Origin of the sequence: Mesorhizobium sp. KACC 23794, assembly GCF_052180275.1 — a bacterium.
Taxonomy (GTDB): Bacteria; Pseudomonadota; Alphaproteobacteria; order Rhizobiales; family Rhizobiaceae; genus Kumtagia.
In genome coordinates, this window is the sequence record NZ_CP197465.1 from 1790001 (window position 1) to 1814873 (window position 24873).

The 24873-nt window shown below is 58.8% G+C and carries 19 protein-coding genes, 1 tRNA gene and 2 rRNA genes (1 of these 22 cut by a window edge); 10 read left to right on the top strand and 12 right to left on the bottom strand.

Annotated elements, in window-relative coordinates:
- The 3 genes from ACSBOB_RS08830 to ACSBOB_RS08840 all read left to right on the top strand — a co-directional run.
- Nucleotides 1-1536: ribosomal RNA gene (locus tag ACSBOB_RS08830) — 23S ribosomal RNA — on the top strand; it begins 1262 nt to the left of the window's first position.
- Nucleotides 1537-1819: 283 nt separating this feature from the next.
- A 5S ribosomal RNA gene (rrf, locus tag ACSBOB_RS08835) occupies nt 1820-1934 on the top strand.
- Nucleotides 1935-2042: 108 nt separating this feature from the next.
- Nucleotides 2043-2119 (top strand) — tRNA-Met (locus ACSBOB_RS08840).
- Here ACSBOB_RS08840 and ACSBOB_RS08845 read toward each other — a convergent pair.
- Complete coding sequence (locus tag ACSBOB_RS08845) at nt 2076-3752, bottom strand: recombinase family protein (RefSeq protein ID WP_442583688.1); 1677 nt, start codon at nt 3750-3752, stop codon at nt 2076-2078. The genes ACSBOB_RS08840 and ACSBOB_RS08845 overlap by 44 nt on opposite strands.
- Before the next feature lie 511 nt (nt 3753-4263).
- Here ACSBOB_RS08845 and ACSBOB_RS08850 point away from each other — a divergent pair.
- Complete coding sequence (locus tag ACSBOB_RS08850) at nt 4264-6120, top strand: tyrosine-type recombinase/integrase (RefSeq protein WP_442582057.1); 1857 nt, start codon at nt 4264-4266, stop codon at nt 6118-6120.
- A gap of 485 nt (nt 6121-6605) precedes the next feature.
- Here ACSBOB_RS08850 and ACSBOB_RS08855 read toward each other — a convergent pair whose 3' ends face one another.
- The 4 genes from ACSBOB_RS08855 to ACSBOB_RS08870 form a co-directional block, all read right to left on the bottom strand.
- Entirely contained in the window at nt 6606-7307 is a 702-nt protein-coding gene (locus tag ACSBOB_RS08855) for a hypothetical protein (RefSeq protein ID WP_442582058.1), read from the bottom strand.
- A gap of 493 nt (nt 7308-7800) precedes the next feature.
- Entirely contained in the window at nt 7801-8898 is a 1098-nt protein-coding gene (locus ACSBOB_RS08860; protein WP_442582059.1) for a sensor histidine kinase, read from the bottom strand.
- Nucleotides 8899-8980: 82 nt separating this feature from the next.
- Nucleotides 8981-10024, bottom strand: a complete 1044-nt coding sequence (locus tag ACSBOB_RS08865; protein WP_442582060.1) for a sensor histidine kinase — start codon at nt 10022-10024, stop codon at nt 8981-8983.
- A complete protein-coding gene (locus tag ACSBOB_RS08870; protein WP_442582061.1) occupies nt 10021-11472 on the bottom strand; it encodes an ATPase domain-containing protein in 1452 nt (483 codons plus the stop codon). The genes ACSBOB_RS08865 and ACSBOB_RS08870 overlap by 4 nt, the downstream gene beginning before the upstream one ends.
- Before the next feature lie 631 nt (nt 11473-12103).
- On the opposite strand from ACSBOB_RS08870, the gene ACSBOB_RS08875 reads away from it, so the two are divergent.
- Genes ACSBOB_RS08875 through ACSBOB_RS08885 form a run of 3 tightly spaced genes read left to right on the top strand, consistent with a single transcriptional unit; the run spans nt 12104 to nt 14349 of the window.
- Nucleotides 12104-12466, top strand: a complete 363-nt coding sequence (locus ACSBOB_RS08875) for a DUF2147 domain-containing protein (RefSeq protein WP_442582062.1) — start codon at nt 12104-12106, stop codon at nt 12464-12466.
- Between the two features lie 12 nt (nt 12467-12478).
- Nucleotides 12479-13918, top strand: coding sequence for a cryptochrome/photolyase family protein (locus ACSBOB_RS08880; RefSeq protein WP_442582063.1), 1440 nt, complete (start codon nt 12479-12481; stop codon nt 13916-13918).
- Nucleotides 13919-13938: 20 nt separating this feature from the next.
- Nucleotides 13939-14349: a DUF2177 family protein gene (locus ACSBOB_RS08885; RefSeq protein ID WP_442582064.1), complete on the top strand. Its 411-nt coding sequence runs from the start codon at nt 13939-13941 to the stop codon at nt 14347-14349.
- On the opposite strand, the gene ACSBOB_RS08890 is transcribed toward ACSBOB_RS08885, so the two are convergent.
- The 5 genes from ACSBOB_RS08890 to ACSBOB_RS08910 form a co-directional block, all read right to left on the bottom strand.
- On the bottom strand, nt 14288-14920 hold the full coding sequence (locus tag ACSBOB_RS08890) for a hypothetical protein (RefSeq protein ID WP_442582065.1): 633 nt from the start codon (nt 14918-14920) through the stop codon (nt 14288-14290). The two genes, ACSBOB_RS08885 and ACSBOB_RS08890, sit on opposite strands and share 62 nt — an antisense overlap.
- 4 nt (nt 14921-14924) lie before the next feature.
- Nucleotides 14925-15953, bottom strand: coding sequence for an SAM-dependent methyltransferase (locus ACSBOB_RS08895; RefSeq protein WP_442582066.1), 1029 nt, complete (start codon nt 15951-15953; stop codon nt 14925-14927).
- Complete coding sequence (locus ACSBOB_RS08900) at nt 15950-16780, bottom strand: DUF1295 domain-containing protein (protein WP_442582067.1); 831 nt, start codon at nt 16778-16780, stop codon at nt 15950-15952. The genes ACSBOB_RS08895 and ACSBOB_RS08900 overlap by 4 nt, the downstream gene beginning before the upstream one ends.
- Before the next feature lie 77 nt (nt 16781-16857).
- Nucleotides 16858-17511, bottom strand: a complete 654-nt coding sequence (locus ACSBOB_RS08905) for a ChrR family anti-sigma-E factor (RefSeq protein WP_442582068.1) — start codon at nt 17509-17511, stop codon at nt 16858-16860.
- Nucleotides 17508-17954, bottom strand: a complete 447-nt coding sequence (locus ACSBOB_RS08910; protein ID WP_442582069.1) for a sigma-70 family RNA polymerase sigma factor — start codon at nt 17952-17954, stop codon at nt 17508-17510. Before ACSBOB_RS08910 ends, ACSBOB_RS08905 begins: the two co-directional genes overlap by 4 nt.
- A 349-nt stretch (nt 17955-18303) precedes the next feature.
- Here ACSBOB_RS08910 and ACSBOB_RS08915 point away from each other — a divergent pair, with 349 nt between their 5' ends.
- Together ACSBOB_RS08915 and ACSBOB_RS08920 are read left to right on the top strand one after the other, a co-directional pair.
- A complete protein-coding gene (locus tag ACSBOB_RS08915; protein ID WP_442582070.1) occupies nt 18304-19632 on the top strand; it encodes an NAD(P)/FAD-dependent oxidoreductase in 1329 nt (442 codons plus the stop codon).
- Complete coding sequence (locus tag ACSBOB_RS08920) at nt 19629-20423, top strand: DUF1365 domain-containing protein (protein ID WP_442583689.1); 795 nt, start codon at nt 19629-19631, stop codon at nt 20421-20423. Before ACSBOB_RS08915 ends, ACSBOB_RS08920 begins: the two co-directional genes overlap by 4 nt.
- A gap of 1775 nt (nt 20424-22198) precedes the next feature.
- Here ACSBOB_RS08920 and ACSBOB_RS08925 read toward each other — a convergent pair.
- Nucleotides 22199-22597: a helix-turn-helix domain-containing protein gene (locus ACSBOB_RS08925; protein ID WP_442582071.1), complete on the bottom strand. Its 399-nt coding sequence runs from the start codon at nt 22595-22597 to the stop codon at nt 22199-22201.
- A gap of 446 nt (nt 22598-23043) precedes the next feature.
- Here ACSBOB_RS08925 and ACSBOB_RS08930 point away from each other — a divergent pair, with 446 nt between their 5' ends.
- Nucleotides 23044-23223: a hypothetical protein gene (locus tag ACSBOB_RS08930; RefSeq protein ID WP_442582072.1), complete on the top strand. Its 180-nt coding sequence runs from the start codon at nt 23044-23046 to the stop codon at nt 23221-23223.
- 318 nt (nt 23224-23541) lie between these two features.
- Here the strand turns inward: ACSBOB_RS08930 and ACSBOB_RS08935 are convergent, their stop codons facing one another.
- A complete protein-coding gene (locus ACSBOB_RS08935; RefSeq protein WP_442582073.1) occupies nt 23542-24723 on the bottom strand; it encodes a GAF domain-containing sensor histidine kinase in 1182 nt (393 codons plus the stop codon).
- Between the last annotated feature and the right edge of the window lie 150 nt (nt 24724-24873).

Sequence of the window (24873 nt, forward strand, 5' to 3'; positions counted from 1 at the left end):
CCGTGAGGCATCCTGGAGGTATCAGAAGTGCGAATGCTGACATGAGTAACGTAAGGGGAGTGAGAGACTCCCCCGCCGAAAGACCAAGGGTTCCTGCTTAAAGTTAATCTGAGCAGGGTTAGCCGGACCCTAAGGCGAGGCCGAAAGGCGTAGTCGATGGGAATCACGTTAATATTCGTGAGCCTGCAGGTAGTGACGGATCATCAAGGTAGTTCAATCTTATCGGATTGATTGGGCTGCTGCGTGGTTCCAGGAAATAGCTCCTGCTTATAGTCCGTACCCGAAACCGACACTGGTGGTCTGGTAGAGTATACCAAGGCGCTTGAGAGAACTATGCTGAAGGAACTCGGCAAATTGCACGCGTAACTTCGGAAGAAGCGTGACCCCTTTGCACGCAAGTGTATGGGGGTGGCACAGACCAGGGGGTAGCGACTGTTTATCAAAAACACAGGGCTCTGCGAAGTCGCAAGACGACGTATAGGGTCTGACGCCTGCCCGGTGCTGGAAGGTTAAGAGGAGAGGTGCAAGCTTTGAATCGAAGCCCCAGTAAACGGCGGCCGTAACTATAACGGTCCTAAGGTAGCGAAATTCCTTGTCGGGTAAGTTCCGACCTGCACGAATGGCGTAACGACTTCCCCGCTGTCTCCAGCATAGACTCAGTGAAATTGAATTCCCCGTGAAGATGCGGGGTTCCTGCGGTTAGACGGAAAGACCCCGTGCACCTTTACTATAGCTTTACATTGGCATTCGTAGTGGCATGTGTAGGATAGGTGGTAGGCTTTGAAGCAGGGACGCCAGTTTCTGTGGAGCCACCCTTGAAATACCACCCTTATCTCTATGGATGTCTAACCGCGGCCCGTCATCCGGGTCCGGGACAATGTATGGTGGGTAGTTTGACTGGGGCGGTCGCCTCCTAAAGAGTAACGGAGGCGCGCGATGGTGGGCTCAGAACGGTCGGAAATCGTTCGCTGAGTGCAATGGCATAAGCCTGCCTGACTGCGAGACTGACAAGTCGAGCAGAGACGAAAGTCGGTCATAGTGATCCGGTGGTCCCGCGTGGAAGGGCCATCGCTCAACGGATAAAAGGTACGCCGGGGATAACAGGCTGATGACCCCCAAGAGTCCATATCGACGGGGTTGTTTGGCACCTCGATGTCGACTCATCGCATCCTGGGGCTGGAGCAGGTCCCAAGGGTATGGCTGTTCGCCATTTAAAGCGGTACGTGAGTTGGGTTCAGAACGTCGTGAGACAGTTCGGTCCCTATCTGCCGTGGGTGTAGGAATATTGAAAGGATCTGTCCCTAGTACGAGAGGACCGGGATGGACGTATCTCTGGTGGACCTGTTGTGGCGCCAGCCGCATAGCAGGGTAGCTATATACGGACGGGATAACCGCTGAAGGCATCTAAGCGGGAAACCCACCTTAAAACGAGTATTCCCTGAGAGCCGTGGAAGACGACCACGTTGATAGGCCGGGTGTGGAAGCGCAGCAATGTGTGAAGCTTACCGGTACTAATAGCTCGATCGGCTTGATCGTTCTCATTCTCAATGCCCATCCGACGAAGTCGGATGGTTGATCTCCTGTCCTCACGGCCGCATCGGCTGGCTCACGCCAGCCTGGCCTCCGGACGGGGCGCGGCATACGCCGCGACGCGCAGTCGCGCTTGCGAAGCTTCGCTTCGGGGCAGACTATCGCGGACAAAGGCACGGAAAGACAGGCAAACAGCCCGAGAGGCATCAAACAGGAAACCCCTATTCGCTGCTCTCTATTGGCTATTCGCTCAAAACAGCTTCTCGAAAATCAACATGCTTTTCGCCGACCTGGTGGTTATGGCGGAGCGGCTGCACCCGATCCCATTCCGAACTCGGCCGTGAAACGCTCCAGCGCTGATGGTACTTCGTCTCAAGACGCGGGAGAGTAAGTCGCTGCCAGGTCTGCTAAATGCATGAAATCTTCTCAATCACATGAAACAACAAAGCCACTGCTGGCAACAGAAGATGGCAGTATGTCTAGTTTGTAAGCGTGGGCTTACTCATTGGTGGCGCGGGGTGGAGCAGCCCGGTAGCTCGTCAGGCTCATAACCTGAAGGTCGTAGGTTCAAATCCTACCCCCGCAACCACCACAGCCGAACTGCCCGGCTGGGCAAGTTCGAGAATGGCCGTGATCGCGCCATCCAGCTCTAGAACCGTCTCATCGCCGTCCACCCGCACGGTCACCGACGTGATCAATCCGCGGATGGTATCTACGGCCTTCGGCCGAATGGAAGGATTTGCCAGCGTTTCGGACAGTGCCGAGACCTTGCGCCGGTACGCGTCCGCCAGGTTCGGATGAAGGCGAACAGGGGAGGGGGCCGGCGAAGCCAAAATCCTCTGGATCTCTGACCGCCGCGCCTCCATCCCTTCCAAACGTTCTTTCAGACCACTGGTTCTCAGCCCGTCTGCGATGGCATCGTAGAGTCCGTCGATGCGCCTATCCAGTTGCAGAAGCTCCGCATCGAGCTTTGTGCGTTCGGCACCTTGGGCAGCGCGTTCAGCGTTCAGTTCGGCGCTGTATTCGGCAATGAACTGAGCGACCGCGTCGGGTCGCATCAGCCGTTTGCTCAGCAGTTCGAGGACAAAGTTCTCGAGATCACCCCGTTTGAACGAGCGTTTCTGGCTGCACAGGCCCAGCTTCCGAGCCGCTGAGCAGGCAAGATAGTCTCGACCAACTGCTGCAAATCCTCCGCCACAGCAACCGCAGCGTAGAAGCCCGGTCAGCAGATGCGCCGGGCGGCGATGCTCCCAGAAGCGGCTGGCCTTGATGGCAGCAACCCGCGGAGTTGCCTCTATATCATCCTGCCGGAGCTTGGCATTGTTCCAGGTCTGGTCATCCAGAATGCGCAGCTGGGGGACTTCTATCGTCACCCAGTCCTTACGCGCGTTCAGCCTCGAAACGCGCCTTCCTGATTGCGGATCCTTGATGTAGCGCAGGCGATTCCAGACGAGGCGGCCGATGTAAAGCTCGTTGTTGAGCAGACCGGTTCCACGGGTCTTGTGACCGCGTATTGTCGTATCGCGCCATGATTGCCCACGAGGACCGGGGATGCCCTCCGAGTTCAGTTGCCTCGCAATTGCCTTCGGAGAAATTCCGTCGCAAAATTCTTTGAAGATCCTTTTGATCGTGCATGCTTCCAGATCATTGATGCTGCGCTCGCCGGTTACGAGAGCGCCATCCACACCGAGGCGCCTGACCACATCGTATCCGTAGCTGTTGCCGCCACCCGAAAGGCCGGCTTCCACTCGCCCGCGCAGCCCACGCCGGGTCTTGGCGGCAAGATCCTTGAGGAACAACTGGTTCATCGTGCCCTTGAGGCCGACATGAAGTTCAGTGATCTCCCCCTCGGCAAGTGTCACGATCTGCACGCCGTGAAAACTCAGGCGTTTGTAGAGCGTTGCAACATCGGCTTGGTCGCGGCTCAAGCGATCAAGTGCTTCCGCCAGAACGACCTCGAACGTTCCGCGGGCAGCATGATCAAGCATGCTTTGCAGTCCAGGTCGAAGCATGGTGGAGCCAGAGATCGCCGCGTCTGTGAAGGTTCCGACCACGGGCCAGTCCTCGCGCTCAGCACGCTCAATACAAATACGCACCTGATCACCAATCGATGATTCGCGCTGCATCTGGCTGGAAAAGCGAGCGTAAATGGCGGCGCGGATCATGGTCTCAATCTCAATGTGCGCGATAACTCGAATGATTAAGCTCGGTGCTACCCGCATCGCACCGGACTGCCCCTTTTGCGCAGGATGTCAGCCCGACCGGTCGATAGGCAAGTCTCATCTGAGTGGAGAGTAATGAGGCCAAGCTGGTTTCTCTTCCACTTCGACATCGGCCGATACCACAATTGCTCGTGGTGACACCATGCCAACCCATCGGTGTTCCCTCCCTCGGAAGGTCGCGGTTCCAAAAAATTAGCAAAGCACGGGATCCCTCCCAAGGTATAAGAATTTTTGGCATGTCGTCACTCAGTGATTGCGTTCACAGAGAGAATCGCGTGTCCTAGCTAGAGCGTGACGGTGATCGTCGCGTCTTTCCTTAAATAAGTCCGAGAGCGTAGGACGCGCCCCGGCATCCTCGATCGGGTGCGGCATGTCCAAAGATGCGCAATTATCGCTATTCCCAGAGTTAACGTCATCTGCTGAGGCGCACGCCGCCCCGAAAGCAGTAGTAGGTTCGAGTCTCCGGGCGCCTGAGGCTCAAGTTCCGTCATCAAGCACGTTGATAGGTAACTTGCCCGAACATTCGACAATTGAAGCCGCTGCTGAACCGGAAGGGCTGTCAGGTCAATCCGATCTCGATGCGAGCATAGCGCCGCGAGACGCCAAGCCCCCGGAAGAACCAGTCGCTCCGCCGTTAGAGGTGGTGATGAAAATTCCTCCCCCGACCATTAACGCCGCTAAGGCGAACAGCCGCGTCCGGCCGGATGAACTCGAACGAAGCGAAGGTGCGGGCGGTGAGAGGCAGTTCCAACAAGGAGCCGGCAAGCGTCGTCCGAACGGCAAGAAGAAGCGCCGACCCGATGGCCGCGCGATCCGCGAGACAAAAACCTATATGGTCGCAGAACTGGCTGATGCTGCCAGAAAGAGCCCGCAGACGGTCTATGATTGGATCGATCAGGGACTGCGTACCATCGACGATCTCTCCCCGGCCATGGTCTATGGATACGTTGCTAGGGCATGGCTCGATGAAAATTGGGGCCGGCGCAGGCATAAGCTGGCCATCGGCGTGTTCTACTGTTGCAGCTGCCAGGAACCCCGTGGGGCAACATTAAACTCCATCCATTGTGACAAGCGGCCCGACGGGGCGGTGGTTTGTAGGGGAAATTGCCTCGTGTGCGATGCGGCCATGTATAGGACCGTCAAGGCCAATGAGGTCGCCTTTTTTCTTGAAGCTGCGGCCGATTTGCCGACCGACGTAAAACGATTCAACGATTCCTATATTACGTCCGCTAGCCCAGAATCCGACGCCGGCTCGCATACACCTCCAGAATCAATCAGCATGGTGGTGGAAAAACGGCGCCATCGCGCGGCGCTCCTCCCGCGCAATCCGGGCAATGAGAGACTGAAGCACGCCTTCTTCGAAGAACGCCATAATGTGGATGGCCGCTCTTTGCTGTCCATTCGTGTGGATGAGACTGCGCTCCTCCGGTTCGAGAGCTACTTCAAGTTTCGTGATTTTAGCAAATTGTCGAAGGACGAGGCGATTGCATTCAAAAACGATCTACGGGCCAGTGGTCTTACCCTCCCCGTGGTTGTCGCGACCCTCGCCGCCATAAGCGTATTCCTGGAGTGGCTTTCCGAGCGGGATGGCTATAAACGCAGGATCTCGCTGAAAAATGTGAAGTATCTCCAGGTCACCCGTAAAGAACGTCGCTCTGTGAGACCGTCTGAAAAAATTAAGCGATATCCAACCCCAGAGCAGGCCGATTTAGCTATAATGACGATGCCTACTACGTCACCTACTCAGATACGCAATAGAACAATCATCTGTGTTCTCGGCGTGACCGCCATGCGCGTGGGAGCCATAATAGCACTTAGAATTAAAGACGTCGATTTGGACGAGGGTATCATTCATCAACGTGTGAACACTAAGTTTGGCAAGCCTATTGATTCTGTCATGATCCCAATTAGAGCGCACTGGATAGAATTTATCAAGGACTATATCAACCTGCTTTATTCGCTAGGTTACTCCGAAGAAGACTTTTTATTTCCACGAGTGGAAGTGAAGAGTGGTCCCGGCGCCGAGTTTGGCGAGAAAACTCTATCCAAGCATCCCATGTCGGATGCGCAAATGATTGGCCGTATGGTTCAAGAGGCTTTCGCGGCAGTAGGGTTGAGATTTGGCCCGCACTCGTTTCGAAATATGCAGTGGCGGATTGCTGAAGATGCACCGCCACGCGTCGCCCATGCGTTTAGCCTGAATCTCGGTCACGGCAGCTCCAAGGTGAGCTTCGATCACTATGGTCGAAAGTCGCTTGAGGAACGGAGAAATCTCATACACGATCATTTTGCGAAGGCAGATGACCAGAGAAATAAAATAATTGACGATACAATAGAGGCATTGACCAAACTGAAAGGGGGTGGGTGAGCTGAACTGATGCGCTCGAAGGCTGTTTTTGTCAGGCATCATACGATGCCCGACAAAAACAGCCTTCGAGCGCATCACCTAAACCAGCCCCACTGCCTCAAGCTTGAACCGCGGCTGAATTGTGTCGCTGCCTTCCAACTCTCCAGTTCCGTGAAGCACCTTATCTCGGTATCCACGAAACGGGCAGCAGGGCAGTTCAGCCACCTTCCGAAGGGACAGTTCCCTGCGCGCGACTTTCTGCTTTCTCGTCGCGGTTGGCATTCTGCCCACCTGCATTTTCCCCTAGGGCCTCTTCCGCGATGGCCTCCTGTGCCGCCTGCCGCGCAAGCAACCGGACCAAGTTGGAAATGGCCGCATCAGCAAGCTGCGTGGCGGTATTCGAGTCCGATTTAGGTGAGTTCGGGCATCGCATACCACGGCATCGCATGGCACCGCGTGAGCAGTCTAAGTGCAACGATTAAGCAATTTCAAAGTGATCGTTGCACTTACTCGGTGCTGGCTGCCTTCCGGTAGGCAACGAAATCGTCGAGCTCCGAACGCATCGTGCTGCCGCTCAATCGAGAGGGTGGCTCTGTGATGCATTCCACGACGCCGTTGGCAAACTCAAACAACGGCCCGCCTCGCTCCGACGTGATCGGATCGGTCGTATAGGTAAGCTTGCCACCGATCTCCTCCCAGCAATTGAAGATGCTCGTGCATACGATCTGGCGGCGGACATCTCGTATCAGGCGCTTGTCGGGATTGGGCTTGAATGAAATCAATCCGTTCCGGGCCATTGCTGCCGCGGATGTTCGAAATTTTTTGACAGACTCTTCGGCTTTCTCAAGCTCTGCGACATGGCCCACAAACGGATCAGGCATTCCAACGTGCGCGAATGGATTCTTGAATCGCAATGAGCGAAAGATTTCCAACGCGCGTGCAAGATCTTTTTCGACCGACCCTAGGTGGTGAAGCGCTTTCTTGGCCTCGCGTGTTCCTTTATCAGCCCGCTTGTCGGCGAACTCTGGCTCGGTCATGTTAAGTTGTCGGGAGAGCGCGCCATCCAGCTTCTTCGACAGCTCACATAGCGTGTCTGTGCCGATTTCATGCGTGGCACTCAATAGAACAATATGTGCCTCTGTAAGTGCGCCTTGGCACGTGGCGGGGCCCTCGCGAAGGCGCCAGGGAATCGTGTCGTTCGTCTCCATTGCTTTTCCAATCCATCAAGCTAGGTGCACGAATCTGCCCTCCCATCCAGCGCTAGACAAGCAGGTGGTTTTACCATGTCGCTGGGTCACGTGGTTGTTTCTTGTCGCAGATGTGGATGAGCCCCCGTGCCATTCTTACGCAAGGCAGTGATTGGCAGCGGAGGCGCGATCCCGTTACGTCAGCTATGCGCCTCATGTCGGCCGGTGGCCGGGTAGCGACCGCATCCTGAAAGCGGACATTCTAAAGATTCTGTCGAGATGGAACGTTTTCCAAAGCTGGCGTCCAGTTTTGATTGGAGAGGCCTAGCAAAAGGGTGTGCAGTCACGACGGACAGGCCCGATATTTGCCAGGTTTCAAGAGGGCAGGCCGCACGCCGGACGCCCCTCGGGGTGAATGGTCAATGAAGGTGTTGACGGGCCGAGGCGTTCAGCGCCGATCGCGCAATGTAAAATTTTTGCTCGACCATCTGCCACCGTTGATCAGCGAATCCGGTCAGCCAGGCTTTAGCTGATCCGAGGCAGCTTCTGATCGCTTGAATACGATCGTCACGCGGGTACCCTCTTTCGCACTCGACTTCACCTCGAATTCGGCCTTGGCGTTTTCCGTCAGCGAGCGTGCGATAAGCGCGCCGAGTTTGCCCTGCTTAGGCCAGGTGTCTCCCTCCGGGAGCCCGATCCCGTCATCCGCGACCACGACGCGGCAGCCGTCGCCATTCACGATGCTCTGCAAGGTAATGGTCCCACCATCACGGCCTTGAAAGGCATGCTTGAGCGCGTTCGTCAGTAGCTCGTTCACCACCAGCCCGGTCGGCATGGCGACGTTTATTGATACCGGGTAAGTGTCGACTTTCATATCCAATCGGATGCCTTCGACCGCATGTGATGTCATCACGGCCGAAGCGATCTGGCTCAGATAGACGCCCAGATCCACCTCTTCCTTCTGGCCGTCGGCAGACAGCGTTTGGTAAAGGATTGCAAGCGCATCGACACGCCCCGCTAGCCGCTCGAACCTCTTATGGTCTGAATCGGCAGCATTGCGCGTTTCCATGCGGATGAGGGCCGTAATCATTTGAAGGTTGTTTTTGACGCGGTGCTGAAGTTCGCGCAGCAGCGTGTCCTTTTCGCGGACACGGTCCTCGACGTCGCGCGTCTCGCTCTCCCCGTGCGCCGAGACGTCAACCAACGCAACCAGCCGGAAGCAAAGCTTGCCGTTGTCGTCCTCGATCACATTCGAATAAACGTCGACCACCGGTGACTTGGCTTCGCCCCGCTCCAGGCGGAACGTCCCCACAAAATCAGTTTCCTCGACAACCGCGTTAACCAGCGCCTGATCTTTTCGCTCGCCGACCCCGGTTCCGGCGAGCGAGGACCAGTTGTCCTGCGCAAGTTTTGCCGCAGCGATGCCCGAGAGCCTCTCAAATTCCGGGTTTGCGTAGACAACCCGTTCTACCCCTCCCAAATCGGAAACAGCGATTGCGATGGGTACCTGGTCAAGAAACTTCTTGAACTGTTCGCTTTCGAGGGCACTTGCGAGATCCGGCGTATCGAGCAGTTTCTCGACTGTCTCCGGCGTATGGGTATCGGGTGTCATGGGAGGCCGTTCCTAGCTTTCGCCACCCTTATCAACGATAGATCGCCCCCGCCATAGCAGAACCTGATCGTGCGGTTGAGCCTCACGAGTACGAGGGGACCAGCCTGGTGTCGCGAAGCGGAAGGGCCATGGTGAAGCGCAGGCCGCCCGGATCGTAGTGGAGTGCCACTTTGGCATCGCACTGCACTGCGACTACCTTCTCAAGCAATATCGTGCCGAAACCCCGCCGCTTCGGTGGATGGACTTCCGGCCCGTTGTACTCCCGCCAATCCAGGTTGACCTGACGGATGGGGCCGGAATCGTCAATCGTCCAAAGCACGTCGAGACGACCGTGCGAAGTCGACAGCGAGCCGAATTTCGATGAGTTGGAGGCAAGTTCGTGGAACGCCATCCCGACGGGTATCGCTATGTCGGCCACAAGAGCGACCTCTGGACCATCCAGCAGAATTCGCGGGTGATCCGTCGTGTCGTAATGGCGCAACTCCCCCAGCAGGAGTCGTTGCAGCGAGGCAGTTTGCCAGTAATCGTCGGTCAGCATTGAATGCGTCTCGGCGAGCGACACGATCCTGGCGGAGAAGTCTCGCACGAAGCCATCGACGCTGTCGCTGGAACGAGCCGTGGCGCCCATCATGGCCCGTACGTTGGCCAAGGTGTTTTTGACCCGGTGATGCAGTTCGCGGATCAGCAGGCGCTGGCGATCGGCAACTTCCTGCTTCTGTTCGATGTAGGACTTCACTTCGAGTTGCCGGTCACGGGCCCGCAGGGCGGACCGAACCGAATTTGTGAGGCTCGACGCAAGGAACGGCCGTTCGAGCACGATCAGGTACCGGTCGAGAAACGTCAGGCGCTTGTCGACCTCCTTTCCTCGCATAACCAACAACACGATCGGGAAATCGGACCACGCAGGCTGATTGTCGAGCCAACTCGCAAATTCGTTGCGATCGGCACTGGTCAAGGCTTCTTCGGCGATTACCAGGCAGTGCGCAACGTCGAGAAGCGGCAGCGTCGCTTCAAGAGTGTCGCAGATCCGAGTGCGGATGTTGCCGGTCGCCAGAATAGCGCTAGCAATTTGCGCATCTCTTCCGACAGGAGCAAGCACGAGAGCGACGGGCTCAGGCAGCGTCATGGCTTTTCGTCTGCCAGCAGGTCGGAATGCTTGCCTTCATAAGACGGCACCCCCGTTAGAATTCCATGGAATTGGGCGAGAGGTTCGCCGACATTCACGCCATCGCCGGTAATTCGAAACTCGCGGATCGTATCCTCATGTGGACCGACCCGCTTCTTGACGACTGAAATGGCGCGCCGAACGCGGCCGCCGCTTTCAAAAAACCGAAGGAGCATGACTGAATCACAGAGGTAGGTCATGTCGACCGGGGACACCATCTGTCCGATCAATCCGTGATTGGCCAGCAGCAGGATTGTCACCACGCCCTTCTGGTTGAGATACGTCAGAATCTCATGCATCTGCAGGACCAGATGCTGCTCCTCCGACATGGCGTTGAGGTAGCCCGTCAAGCTGTCGATAACGACGATCCTGGCGTCGAGGCCCTCGACCGCCGATTGTATCCGCGCCGACAATTCGCCAGGAGACAATTCCGCCGGATCAATTTGTTCCAGGATCAGGTCGCCGGTCTCAAGGAACGGCCGGAGATCCATTCCCAACCCCGCCGCCCGCGCGAGGAAAATCCGCTTCGTCTCATCAAAAAGCAGCACAAGTACCCGTTCTTCACGACCAAGCGCCGCATGGCAGTACGAGGCCGCAATAGTCGACTTGCCGACGCCGGAGGGGCCCATCACCAGCGTGCTGGTACCGCGGTCGAGGCCGCCGCCAAGCAGGATGTCAACAGCGTTCCCGCTGGATGCGGGCGATCCGTGGGTGGCCTCTTCGTGGTCCGAGGCGACAAGACGCGGGAAGACGATCACACCGCCTGGCCGGATCACGAAATCATGAAACCCGCCACGGATCTGCACACCGCGCATCTTGATGACACGCAGTCGCCGACGCTCGCCTCCATAGATGGGCGTAAGCTGCTCCATGCGAATGACGCCGTGGCTGATCGAGTGCAGATTGAGATCGTCATGCTCCGCGGTAAGGTCGTCGAGCAGCAGTACGGTCGCATGGTTGAGCAGGAAGAAGCTCTTCAGCGCCAACACCTGCCGGCGGTATCGCAACGAACCCTGCGACAGAAGTCGGATTTCCGACAGCGAGTCGAACACCACCCGGTCCGGCTTCATGCGCTCGATCTCAGCCAGCGCTGCGTTTACCGTCTCGCCCAGTTCAAGGTCAGACGAGTGAACCAGCGTCTGCAACTGGGACGGGTCGAGACTGAGTTCCGGCGGCACCAGTTCGAGAATTTCGACACCAGCCAAGTCCCAGCCGTGTCTGCCTGCAACCGAAAGCAGTTCGCGCTTGCTCTCCGAAAGGGTGATGTAGAGGCATCTCTCACCGCGGGAGGCGCCGTCGATCAGAAACTGCAAACCGAGTGTAGTCTTGCCTGATCCTGGCCTACCTTCGACCAAATGAGAGCGGTACTTAGCATAGCCGCCTCGAAGAACGTAGTCGAGACCGACCACTCCACTCTCTATAGGTGATGCATCGTCGCTGAACACGTCGCCCCCAGCCTTTTGTTCCGGCACCGTAAACGGCTGCGGATTGACGGAGTTCCATTCACGGCTCGATCTCGCCACTGCGGCTGTGGAAACGCCACGAGTGCCTTTGGCAAATATAAGCGGCTGTAGGCGAGAGCTCCGAGGTGGCGTTGGTCATCATCCGGGTCAGCCGCCAGTACATTGGAGTCGGTTGCGGAGTGGAGATTCGCGGCAGAAGCCCGTGGGTATGTGCAACCGCAAACTACGAATTGCAGTCCGCCCCGCGGTTGAATCCTGCCTCCGAAGAGCCGAAGTTGCCGAGATCCCAAGGCAGGAAGCGCAGTTTGATGGCATTGAAGCGCGATTAACTTCGCAGCCGAATCTGAGGCGAACATAGGCGGGCGTGCCTTGTCCGGAAAATCGATCATCAGCAGTGCATCAGTCCCACCTGGGATATTTGTTTGTGATGCTTCGGTCGGGAAGCCTGTCTTGGCTTCCAAGCGCACGTGGTCGGCCAGGAGCTTGCAGGCTGGGGTGTGAATGATCCCTCAAAGGGCCTACCTCGTACAAGGGGTGGGGATGCTGAAGAGGTGAACTTATGCGATGTGCAGCCGCATTGATCGTCGTAGCCATGCTGTTGCCCCAGGCCGCGACTGCAGACGCACTGTCCACCGCTTCCGGCGTTTGGATCCGCGACGACGGCAACGCCCGTGTGCGGATTGCACCTTGTGGCCAGTCCCTGTGTGCGACCAACCTGTGGATCCGCGACACGAGCAAGGGTGAGGCTGTCGGCGACAAGCTGATCATGACGGTGACGCCCAAATCCACTACGACCCTGACGGGCAAGGCCTATGATCCGAAGCGCAACCTCACATATTCGATCACGCTCCAAGTCACCGGCAAGCGCCTGAAGACGAAGGGCTGCGTGGTCGGCGGGCTGATCTGCAAGGACGTATTTTGGACGCCGGCCAAGCCTTGATGCGCCCCGCCCATGGCTGATCGATCCACTCCCGTTATTGTTCTCTTCCGCCGCGATCTTCGGATCGGGGACAATGGTGCACTGTCGGCCGCCGCGGAGAGCGGCAAGCCTGTCGTCGCGCTCTATCTGCTCGACGAGGAGAGCAAAGGCGTGCGGAAGGTTGGCGCTGCCGGCCGATGGTGGCTGCACCATTCGCTGTACGCGCTGCAGCGGGAACTTAGGACGGCCGGCACCAAGTTGATGCTGAAACAGGGCAACACGCCTCGCTTGGTTGCGGAAGCGGTCGAAGCCAGCGGAGCGGATGCCGTCTTCTGGAATCGCCGTTACGACCCCGCCGAGGCGGCGGTCGATGCGGCGTTGAAGAAGCGATTGCGCGACCAAGGTCTCGCGGCGCAGAGCTTCGACGGGGCTTTGCTGCACGAGCCCAGTCTCGTCAAAACTGGCTCGGGTGGTTTCTACAAGGTCTATACGCCGTTCTGGAACGCGCTGGAGCAAGGGCTTGAACCACGCGACCCAATCGATCCGCCGCGGCCGATTCGGGGCTGGGAAGGAGATATCGCCGGATTGAAGCTTCATGAACTGAGGCTTCTCCCGGTAAAGCCGGACTGGTCCGGAGGCCTGTTCGAAAGTTGGACGCCCGGCGAACAGGGCGCCCGCCGGCGGCTCAATGATTTCATCGAGGAAAACCTGAGCGACTACGAGGAACGCCGCGACAGGCCGGGTGTCGCCGGAACCTCGCGGCTGTCTCCGCATCTGGCGTTCGGCGAGATCACGCCGTTCCAGATACTCGCCGCGCTCAGGAAGGCGAAGGGCAGCGGGGCGGCCAAGTTTCGGAAGGAGGTCGTATGGCGCGAGTTCTGCTCCCACCTCCTGTTCCACAATCCGAACCTGCGGGATCGGAGCTTTCGGCCTGAATTCGATGGTTTTGCTTGGCGCAACGATCCGAAGGGCTTGAGTGCCTGGCAGAACGGCCTGACCGGCTATCCCATCGTCGACGCGGGGATGCGCGAACTCTGGCAGACCGGGTGGGTCCAAAACCGCGTGCGCATGATCGTGGCATCGTTCCTTATCAAAGACCTGCTGGTCGACTGGCGCACAGGCGAGGAATGGTTCTGGGACACGCTCGTCGATGCGGACGCCGCCAACAATCCGGCCAACTGGCAGTGGGTGGCCGGAAGCGGCGCGGACGCGGCCCCCTATTTCCGCATCTTCAATCCCGTGCTGCAGGGGGAGAAGTTCGATCCCGAGGGCGACTATGTCCGCCGCTACGTGCCGGAACTTACCGGACTGCCGAAACGCTACCTTCACCGGCCATGGGAAGCGCCGGACGCGGTTCTGGAAGAGAGCGGCATCAAGCTCGGCGAAACCTATCCCCGGCCGATCGTCGATCACGGCAAGGCGCGTGACCGAGCAATGACGGTTTACCGGGCAATGCAGTCCGGTAAATCGTAGAGATCAATATTGGAGCTGCCATGACAAAATATGCAGTTGCCTATCTGGCTACCTTCGTCATTTTTGTAGGAATCGATGTCATCTGGTTGACAAGCATGTCGGAGCGCCTCTATCGCCGATATCTCGGAGAGGTGCTGGCCGACAGCGTCAACCTGGTGCCTGCCGGGCTTTTCTATGTCGTCTATGTGGCCGGCATCATCGTCTTCGCGACCACACCCGCATTCTCGAGCGGCAAGTGGACGACGGCGGCGCTGTATGGCGCGCTCTTCGGCTTCTTCGCCTACGCAACCTACGACCTGACCAATCACGCCACCATACGGGGATGGCCCGCGGTCATCACCGTCGCGGACCTTTGCTGGGGATCGCTGCTTACCGCTCTTTCGGCAGCCCTTGGCTTCCTGCTGACCCGCTACTTTTTCCCACAAGCATGAAGGGGCGACGCTCGGCAGCGTCGACAACGCCAGAAAGCAGCAGTCCAATGAACACCGTGAGTGTCGTGACGCTGACCGCATTCAGTCCGAGCATGGCCGCACTTTCCGTCGTGCTGTAGGCTGCGAGGGGCGCTCCGTAGCGGTCGTGCAGCCCAAAATAAAAGGCAGCGCAGCCGGCGATTATCGTGAGGCCGATAGCTCGCTCGGCGGGCCTGAATAGCGCGGCGGCAATCAGCGCGCAGGGAATGAGGAACAGCTCCACCCCGGAGCCCACGCCGAACGCCTTAGTGCTGACGACGGCATTGGCCATGCCGGTCAGTGGTAGCAGCAGCCGGGCGCCCAGCGGATGGCGCTTCGATAGCCACGGAACGGCCAAAAAGAAGGGCGTCGACAGGAACGTCAGCAACGACGGCGCGAGTTTGTCGCCGCCGACGATTGCATAAAGGTAAAGCGGATAGAACGGCTGATTCCAGGCGACGACCAGTGCGATCCAGTTCGCACTGGCCGTCAGCGGATCGTCATGTGCGGCGTAGGCGCCGATCCTTCGCCACCAAGCAACAAGGCGCTTCATCGCACTACTGTGCGGGCCGCAACAGATAATGGCTGACGCCCCATTCCGTACCGCTGGCATTGCCGAAAAGCCTTGCGGTGGCGAGGTAGAATATACGCCAGCGTCGCCTCCAAAGCGACGCGTCTTCGCCATACACCGCACTCAGGATCGGGTTGATCCGCTTATGGTTGGCGTCGAACCGCACAAGCCAGTCGAGCGCGGTCTTCTGATAGTGCAGGCCGCTCCACCGCCAGTCCCGCTCGATCGAGAAGGAATTTGGGAAATGCCCCATCAAGCCATGACTTGGCATCACGCCGCCGGTGAAGAAATGCTGGGCTATCCAGTCCGCGTCGTCACAATGGTCGAAGCGGTAGGGCCTGTGGCGGTGGCTGAAGACATGTACGAACAGCTTGCCATCAGGCACCAGCCAGGTCTTGATGCGCGAAAGCAGTTCGGCCCAGTTCGACATGTGCTCGAACATCTCGACCGAGATCACGCGATCGAATTTTTCCTTTGGTTCGAAGGCGTTCATGTCGGCTGTCAGGACTTCGACGTTCCGAAGCCCTCGCGCCGCCGCCTCGGCCTGAATATGCAACCGCTGGGGTGCCGAGTTCGAGACAGCCACGATGCGCGAGGATGGATACCGTTCCGCCATGAACAGCGTCAGCGAGCCCCACCCGCAGCCGAGCTCCAGGATCGTCTGTCCATCTGCGAGAGCCGCGTTTTCGACCGTACGTTCCAATGCGAGAATCTCGGCCTCCGCGAGGGTCTCGTTTCCGGCTTCATAGAAGCAGCTCGAATATTTTCGGCGTGGGCCGAGTGTGAGCGCGAAGAACTCCGGCGGCAATTCGTAGTGCTGTTTGTTCGCTGCGTCCGCATGGTGCGCGATTGCATGGCTCGTCATGCTGCTGGCGAAATGTGCCTCCTCGGCGGAGGCGGCATTTACCAGCCGGCGTCTCGTCCGGTCGACCAGGAAGTCGATCGCGTATTGGGTGGCGGAGTCAGGCAGGGGGGTGCGTTCAATGGCGCGGATTGCGTAGGACACCAGGTTCATGATCGATTTCCCTGAAAGCTCGTCGTGATACGGGGTGGGCCCGGCCAGAAGGCGTTGGTTCGTTCCTGGTAGCGGCGGAAACGCTCGCCGCGTGATCGCAGCATATGCGCCTCAAGCGGCGGGATACCCGATGCATGAACGAGCAGCCAATACATCAGCGCCGGTCCGACAAGGGCTGCCCAGCCCCAAGCGTAGCCGCCCGTCATATCTACTGCGATGACCGGATAGGCCAGCCAGCCGAGCCACTCAAAGAAATAGTTGGGATGGCGCGACAGCCTCCACAGGCCGGCATCGCAGACCTTGCCCTTGTTGGCCACGTTGGACCGGAACGAGACGAGCTGCCGGTCCGCCACGGCCTCGCCGGCGATCGCGACCAGCAGGAGCAGGACGCCCGCCCAATCCTGTGCGCTGAGGCCCTGGGCCGGATTATGCGCTGCCGCCATGATCGATAGCACCAGCGCAAAGGCCGTCGCGGCCTGAATCTGGAGGAAAAAGAACAGGCGCCGGCGAAACGACATGCCCCATTCGCGGCGAAGCTGAGCGTAGCGTGGATCGTCCTGATCGCTTCGCGCCGTCCTCACTGAAATGTGAATGCCTAACCGCAGCGACCAGAGCAGCGCCAGCCCCGCCACCAGGAACTGCCTGTCGGTCAGCACCGCACCGCCAAAACTTACAAGCGCCGCGACCGCCCCGCATATGCCGACGGCAAAAGACCAGATTGCATCGATCCAGCCGGATTTTCCGGATTTCGTCGCGATCCACCAGGCGCCCGTCATGGCCAATGCCAGTGCCAGTCCCAACGCGACGAGCGAGCCGTAGGTCGCCATGCCTCAATGCCTTTCTGGCACGGGGCCGTCGCGTGAGGGCGACATGGTGTTGAAGGAAGTTCGCATTGGCGAAACTCTCAGCCGATAAAAGGTTGGATCATCCGGCCGAAGAATCCGCGCAGGCGCATTTGTCCCTCCAACGCCGCGATACAAATGCATTCTGCCTGGGGATCGACGATCGGCTGATGTTCGACCTCGGAATCCGCCTCGTCCATGTCGCCTGGCCGATAGTTTCCGCGTGCATCGGCGAAAGAACCCGTCAGCACCTGCATATATTCGCGCCCCGAATGAGTATGCTTCGGCAGTTTCCGGCCGGCCGCAACCTTCAGCAGCATTACATTGGCCTCGGGCTCGCCTGGAAGCGTGACGCGGCTAAAGCGGACACCGGGGCCGATCCATCGCCATGCCCCGACATCGCAATTGTCCAGCGCTTCCGGCAGGCGGATGCCGATGTTGGCATGGGCAGGTTTGCGCCCGCCTGGCCGCGAGGAATCCTTGCCGGCCATCGCGTCGATCCTTGCCATCATGTGATCGAGCGCGCCCGCGCTCAACTCGATTGCCTCGATATCTTCGAGAACCGATCCGCCGATCGCCTCGAAGTCGGCGACACGGTCCCCACAAACCCGGCAACCGCCGACATGAACGGCCACGACGACGCCAGGCCCGGGCTCCAGCTTACCGCTGGCGTATAGGAGCAGCGTCTCGTCGCTCGGATGGTGGTTGATCGTCATTTGAGGTCGTCCAGGATCTGGCGCAGTCGGGCAAGAGCAAGCCGGACGCGCGATTTAACGGTGCCGAGCGGGATGCCGAGTTCGCTGGCAATCTCGGTTTGGGCCTTGTCGCCGAAGAAGGAGAGCCGGACCACCTCGGCCTGTTCGACGGACAGCATGGCGAGCGCAGCCCTGATACGCTCCGTGCGTTGGCTGGACATCATGATCGCCTCGCCCGTCATGGGCTCGTCGGGCTGGTCCGATGGATCGAATGGTTCGGATTGAACCTGCGGCCGATTCTCGCGCCGCAAGCGATCGATCCGAAGGTTGCGCGCGATGGTGAATATCCAGGTGGAAACGCTGGCGCGCGAGACGTCGAAGGAACTCGCCTTCTTCCAGACCAGCAGCATCGTCTCCTGGGCGAGTTCTTCCGCGGCGGAAGACGGAAATCCCGACCGCATCATGAACGCTTTGATCCGAGGTCCGTAAAAATCGAACAACTTAGAAAAGGCGGCGCGATCCTGCTCATTGGCGGTTTTCGCCATGAGCCATGCAGCTTCGACGGCGGAAAGGCTGGTCCGGGTTTTGCGCATATTCAACGACACTTCACACCCTGTGGGATGGAAGGGAAGCGACGTTGAACGGGAAAATGGATGATCTGCACAGGCATACATATGCCTTCCTACGATCTGTCACGGCTTACGGATCATTGGAGTGAAGTGATCCGTGTCGAGTCTGCGTTCGTAGCCAGCATATAGGGCCGAGACGACCGTAGTGCGGGATGCGAAATTTATGAACTTGAGGAACTCTGGAATGGGACCCGAACGTCCGCTGAAGATCGCGGTCATCGGCGGCGGTATATCCGGGCTTTCCGCAGCATGGCTCTTGTCCCTTCGGCACGACGTTTCGTTGTTCGAGCAAGCTCCGAGGCTTGGTGGTCATAGCAACACGGTCGAAGCGGACGGCGTCCAGGTGGATACCGGGTTCATCGTCTACAACCAGTCGACCTATCCAAACCTGACCGCGCTGTTTCGGCACCTCGGCGTGCCTACAAAGCCCTCCGAGATGTCGTTCTCCGTGTCGATGGATGGCGGGCGCCTGGAGTATTCCGGGACGGGCCTTACGGGTCTTCTTGCGCAGCCCGCCAACATCGCCAGGCCGCGGTTCTGGCGGATGCTTCGCGAATTGCTGCGCTTCTACCGCGCTGCTCCTTTCGACATCGCCCGGATCGGCGAGATCACACTGGCCGAATATCTCGACTCCAAAGGTTACGGGGCCGCGTTCCGCGAGGATCATCTGTACCCGATGGCGGCTGCGGTGTGGTCGAGCCCGGCTGCCGAGATTGGCAACTATCCGGCCGCGGCCTTCATCCGGTTCTGCGAAAATCATGGGCTGCTGAGGATAGCTGGCAGGCCGATCTGGCGGACTGTCGAAGGTGGCAGTCGTGAATATGTAAAAAGGCTCGCCAAGCGATTGGAAGGCAAAGTTGTTCTCGGCCATGCCATCCGCTCAATCGTGAGGAACCCCGGCTCAGTGGAGATCGTCGACCGGCAGGGGACCGGACGGCGTTTTGACCATGTCGTGATCGCGACTCATGCGGACCAGGCCTTGGCCATGTTGAGCGATCCCACCGTAGCCGAATGCGAGTTGCTCGGCACTTTCGCCTACAGCCGGAACGAAGCCGTATTGCATTCCGATCTCCGCCTAATGCCCAGGAGGAAGCGTGCGTGGTCGGCCTGGAACTATCTTGCGGAGACCCAGGACGATGCCAGAAAGCTGTCGGTCACGTACTGGATGAACCGGCTGCAGTCGCTTCCGGGTGAAAAGCCGCTCTTCGTGACACTTAACCCTGCCGTGCAGCCTTTGGCGGAAACCGTAAAACACCGCGAGACCTATGAGCATCCGCTCTTCGACGGTGCGGCCATGCGCGCGCAAAGGAGGCTTTGGACACTTCAGGGCGTACGCAATACTTGGTTCTGCGGCGCCTATTTCGGCGCCGGCTTTCACGAGGACGGGTTGCAGGCGGGGCTCGCGGTCGCCGAGGCTCTGGGCGGCGTGCGCAGGCCGTGGCAGGTGGAGGACGAATCCGGCCGGATCAACATACTAGACCTGCCCCGCTCTCGGGATCTGACGGCGGCCTGATGTCCACTGTGGGATCGGCCATCTATGCGGGAAAGGTGATGCACCAACGGCTGCATCCCCAAAAACATCGCCTCAAGTACGGCATGTTCTCGTTGCTGCTCGATCTCGATGAGATTGGCGGCCTTTCGCGGCGATTGAAGCTGTTTTCTTGGAATAGCTTTAACCTGTTTAGCTTCTTCGATCGCGACCACGCAGACGGGTCCGGGCGTCCGCTGCGCGGTTATATCGAGCAGCACCTACACGCAGCGGGCCTCGAGACGGACGGCGGCGCCATTCGCGTGCTTTGCATGCCTCGCCTGCTCGGCTACGTCTTCAACCCGCTCAGCGTCTACTATTGCCATCGTCGGGACGGCGGACTGCAAGCCGTGCTTTACGAAGTTAACAACACATTCGGCGAGCGCCACAGCTATTTGATACCCGTGCAAGATGGTGGAGGTGCCGGCTCGGTCGATCAGCGATGCGAGAAACAATTCTACGTATCGCCGTTCGCGAGCATGGGCATGCACTACAAATTCCGCCTCAATCCGCCGGGCGACAAGCTGTTTCTGCACATCACTGCCAGCGACGCCTGGGGGCCGGTGATCGTGGCTGCCTTTTCGGGCCTCCGACGTCCACTCACGGATGGCCAACTGGCCAGGATGTTCTTTCTCTATCCGCTTCTCACGCTCAAGGTGGTTGCCGGTATCCATTGGGAGGCGTTTCTTCTCTGGATCAAGGGCGTCAGGATCAACGAACGCCCCGCACCGCCGGGCACCTCTGTGACCTACGTCAGACCACCGGGTTCGCTTTGAACACGTCGGCTCCTGTTGCTCGCTGATGGACTGTCTCATGCGCGCCGGCGCGGTGATCGGCCCGGGCGGATGAAGCATGCGGCCTCAGAAGCCGCCCGATTGCCTCCGGGTCACCCGGGATCGGCTGCAGAAGTTAGTCACCTCTCACGCGCCCTATCCACACCGTCACTTCCCGCTTGCGTTCAGCATGCGATGTCTGTGAAGTCGCAATGTTATCTTCGAACTACCCTCTGGAGAGAGAGCGCACAGCCAATAGGTTCTCGCGGTGTGCTCGATGGTAAGGCTGTCTACGGCATTTTCGTCTCCTCCGTGCGAACATCCAAATCGACCTGCGGAACCTGGACACTTCGGCAATAGCGGCGCACGGCAGAATAGATGCTACCCATTATGGTCGCGACGGATACGAAAGAGGGCGGCGACGCCTCTGCGGTCGCGCTGTATCCGGGATTCGTCTTCGACCAGCATGATGTCGATCAGGCTCCCGTAAAGCGCTGATTGATGTCGGCCTCTCTTTGCGGACTAATTGGCCCGGTTTTTCCTGGCGCAGCATTTTCCTGACAGTATTGCGGCTCAACCCCTTGGTCCGGGAAACCTCCCTGATCGATTGACCAGTCGCGAGGACAGATGTCAGCCCACATGGTTGGATCCGTGTACATTCGACCATCTCGATTCGTTAACTTGCTTGCTCTCTGCGGCGCCTCATCAGAGACGAAAGCGATCGTCCGCTTACCGCTAATCTGGGCCGAAAGCCGCCGGTCGGGTCACGGCCCCGAAGCGGCGGGAAAGCTATTCGCCAGAAGTTGTAACAAGCCACGATCCCAAAGACGACAATACTGATGCTTCGACCTTACATCGGTCATCGCAAGTGGCGCGGTGCTGCGGAATAGCCGGTGGGTTTTAGCGCCGTCCTGACAAAACCTCACATTAGCGACGGGATTTTTTCGACAGCGGAGCTGGTCGGGCCGGCCTCGGAGCGCTGGTTTGGTGAGCGCAGCCGTAGTGGGCGGTGCCGCGGAATAAGCAGTATGGGTGTTGCTGCGAACCTCACAAAACCTCACATTGGCGGCGGGTTTTCGGAAGCGGAGCTGGGCGGGCCGGCGGCGGAGCGGTGGTTTGGTGACGAGGCAGCCGTGGTGGGCGCGGTGCTGCGGGACGGCGGTTTGGGTGTTAGTTCCTAGCCAACAAATGTCAACATTGGTGGCGGGATTTTCGGCAACGGAACGGGCGGACCGGCGACGGAGTGCCGGTTTGGTGAGGGGGCAGCAGAAATGGGCGCGGTGCTGCGGAAGCGACGGTAGGTTTTAGTGGCGAGCTGACAAAACCTTGCATTGGCGGCGGGATTTTCGGCAGCGGAGCTGGGCGAGGCGGCGGCGGTGAGCTGGGTTGGTGAGGGGCAGCCGTGGTGGGCGCGGGCGCCGCGGAACAGGCGTTTGGGTGTTAGTGCCGCCCTGACAAAACCCTACATTGGCGGCGGGATTTTCGGCAGCGGAGCTGGGCGAGCTGGCGTCGGAGCGCTGGTTTGTGGAGAGGCAGCTGTATGCCTTGAATGGAATGGACGCTCTGCCCTCATCTCGCTCCTTCACACGCCGCGCGTGATCGGCTTCAGGCCGATGCGATGCTCGTCCGTCGCCCACATCTCGACTTTGGCGCCGCGATGCTTGCGTCGCTCGCTGGCGACCGCGGCTTGATGCTTTTTGTGAGACCGGCACGATCCTTTGGCGCCGCGGCCTGCGGATGGCGCGACCGCGGTTGCTGGATCGAGTAGCCGACGGCGACTAGAGCATCCCAGCCGCGCTGATCGCGCACCGATCCGAGATTGTGGAACCACGCCAGCCAGCGGGCGATCTTGGGTCCGTCCATTGTCCGCCGTCGTCGGGCGCAGTGCCCAGCCGCTCTTTGAGCGCTGCAAGTGCGGCCTGGGTCAGAATGCACGACTCGGTGCCGTTGTGGACGCGCTGATCGCCAAGCTGCTCCGGGCCGCCCGCGTTGTAGCGCTTGACGAGGCTGCGCACCCAGCGCGTGGAGAATGACAGAAGCGCCGCCGTCTCCTTGACATCGTAACCCTGCGACAACAGCCAAAGCGCGTGAAAGTGGCTCTTGGTGATCGGCTCGCCTGCCGTCTCGTAGCGACACGCCAACTCAGCAGCGCAAAGATGCGAAGTGATGGTCGTCATTACGTGCCCCGTAGTACCCAATCATGACCCTTCCATCCAAATGTTTCGCGCCCGCCCGTGCATCCCCCGGTGAAATCAATCAACTGGAGACGTTATAACAGACAAAAGCGGCCATTAACCCGGAGATCGCGCGCGAGCTTCAGAAGGAGAACAACCCGGCCAATCGCGCCGCTCTTGCGCGCAAGGCCAAGCGTTGGTTCGGCAATGAGGCCTCGACGTTCCTGAATATGTTGGACGACGAAGACCCAGATGCCGACGTCAAGGCCAAGGTCATAGAGGGTTCCGATGGCCGGTGAGTGGGATTGGTCGAGCTGCGCAATATGGTTCGGACAATCGATCTCCTAGCCTTCGAGCTATGGGAGATCTGTGACACAGTTCGTGCTTACCGTGGGAGCCGCGAGCACCTGGCAGTCCAGTCACTCACCCGCGGCGTCGGGGAAAGCTTCATGGATTTCGTCAGACGTGCCGGCATCAAACCGATCGGCCGGGTGGTGAAGCTCTCGCCGACATCGCCGACAACCTATCGCCAGTTCGACAAGCCACAATGTCGCCAAGCCAGATCGACAGGGTACGAGGCTGCGAGAGCGATGCTACAGGCGCAAGGGTTGCAGCCGGCCGGGAGCTGATCATCAAGCATTCCCCCGCAGGGAGAAGTCTTGCGCGCTGAATTTGCAACAATCTGCCGCGAACGCTGGACCCGCTGTATGTCAAAGGTTAATGCTGCTGCATCACTGACAACAGTAGTACTCTTTTGCGGCATCCCTCATGCCGCACCCGAGCGGTTCAGCCAAACCCCAAGGTTAGGGCCGGTTGGGGTCTTAATTATGAGATTACATAAGCAAACGCTTATTCGTCTAGTCGCTGACCGTGTGCTCGATGTGACTCGGCATAATCCCGATCCCGAAAGCGCCTAACAGAGTGGCGCGCATAGTCACGTTTGTTCGCTACGGACCCGGGCTCGGAGCCAGAGGCATCGTGAACGCAAATGAGATTATATTTCCCTCCGACGCGGCCTCCAGGCAGCCGTGGTGCATCTTCGCGATCTCTGACGCAATGTAGAGTCCGAGACCCAACCCTTGGTTATCGGCGGTCGTCCCCCTGACATATGGTTCGAACAAACCAGCCATTCGCTCGGCGGGGATGGGAGTGCCTTTGTTAGAGACCTTGAATGAGAACTTATCATTAAACGTGGCAGCTTCTATCCTGATCGGCGCATTTACATCTCCGTGCGCAACGGCATTTCCAATGAGGTTCGAAAACAGCCGCGCAACGCGCGGTTCATCTGCGAGCACCAATCCCTCAGCTTTGATACTGACACCAAAGGTACGCTCAGGATGGATGGAACGAAACTCGTCCATGACTTGAGCGAGCACGGGCTGGAGGGATCGAGGCTCTGTACTGGTGGGGCGTAGCTCCCCACTGCGCGCCCTCGCGAAGTCGAGGATATTATCGATGAGATTTTTCATACGAGCGACGCTGCCCTCCATAAGGGCCAGCACCTCCAGTCGTCGACTTTCGCTGCCGTCCTTCTTCATCAGGTTCACACCAGCCGCAATTGATCCAAGCGGGTTCCGAAGATCGTGGCCGAGAACTGCAATGATTTGCTCCCTAAGCTCTTTCAGTTCTCGTTCTTTGGCCGCATCAGCTTCTGCCATTGAGATTCGGTCGACAGAGTCGAGATGGCTAGCGATCAGTTCGGCGAAGAGTTTGAACATCCCAATCGTTTCGGGGTTCTTCAGCTTGGCCGGCTTTGGGTCGATCGCGCAAAGCGTCCCAAAAAAGGTGCCGTCCCGTCGGATAATGGGCATCGAGATATAGCTTTGAAAGCCATACATTGCCGGAGTGTGATGCCCGCAAAACATCTCGTCATCGGCCACGCTGTCAATCACCACGGCTTCGTGGCTGACGCGAATCTCATTGCAGATTGTGGTCTCAACCTTCAGCTCGCCGCCAGGTTCAAGCCCGAAGTGAATATTGTCGAGGACGCTGCACACTATCCATCGATCCTCGGTGACACGCGCAACAGCGGCGAAACCCATTCCAGTGGTTCTGCAAACCACGTCGAGGATCGTGGGGACTGAGTCGATTGAGCGGACTGCCGCCACGTCCCCCTGAAAATCGTCCATTAGCGAATCCTTGTTTTGATAGAGGGTAGCCGGGCGTGACATTGCTGCGTGAATTGCCTCCTGTGACGGAACAGTCCCGCATTCCAATGCTTGCATATAATTCAGTGCGCGGTCAGTCCAAGCTGGCTTTCGTCCTGTCAGACGGGGCTG